The organism is Corynebacterium sp. HMSC036E10, assembly GCF_001836265.1.
Classification (GTDB): Bacteria; Actinomycetota; Actinomycetes; order Mycobacteriales; family Mycobacteriaceae; genus Corynebacterium; species Corynebacterium coyleae.
Genome location: NZ_KV827949.1, coordinates 1 through 418 on the forward strand (window position 1 = coordinate 1; position 418 = coordinate 418).

A 418-nucleotide genomic window follows, 5' to 3' on the forward strand; every position below is an offset into this window, starting at 1 on the left:
CATTTGCCACCTACCACCGTGGGCGTTTGTCAGCAACGGAAATATGGCTGGCTGAACAAGGCGTCGTCGCGATCGCTGGGTTTGCTCCCACAACGCAAGGCAAAGACGAACGCTCCCATCGCACCTTGGTGCAGTTTCTTGATGCGCGCACACCAACAACGTTTAACGAGTTGCAAGCAGCGATCGTGGCCTACCGTGAGGTGTACAACACTCACCGGAGGCATCAAAGCCTGCTTGTCGGCAAAATGCACATCACACCGCAACAGGCTTGGGAGACGTTCCCGCAGGCTGAATCACCAACAGATCCGCTGGATCCTGAAGTGATATGGCAACACGTTGTTGACTACAACCTTGCCAACAACCCGCATGCACAACCGAAGTCTGCGGATGTAAAAGATCCTGGGGAAGCTGCCACTTC

General features: G+C 54.8%; 1 protein-coding gene. It reads left to right on the forward strand.

Annotation, left to right across the window (positions count from 1 at the left end; all coding sequences use genetic code 11):
• Window positions 1–26 precede the first annotated feature (26 nt).
• Window positions 27–418: integrase core domain-containing protein (locus HMPREF2736_RS02190; protein WP_210399437.1), on the forward strand; the 392-nt coding region annotated here is incomplete at its 3' end.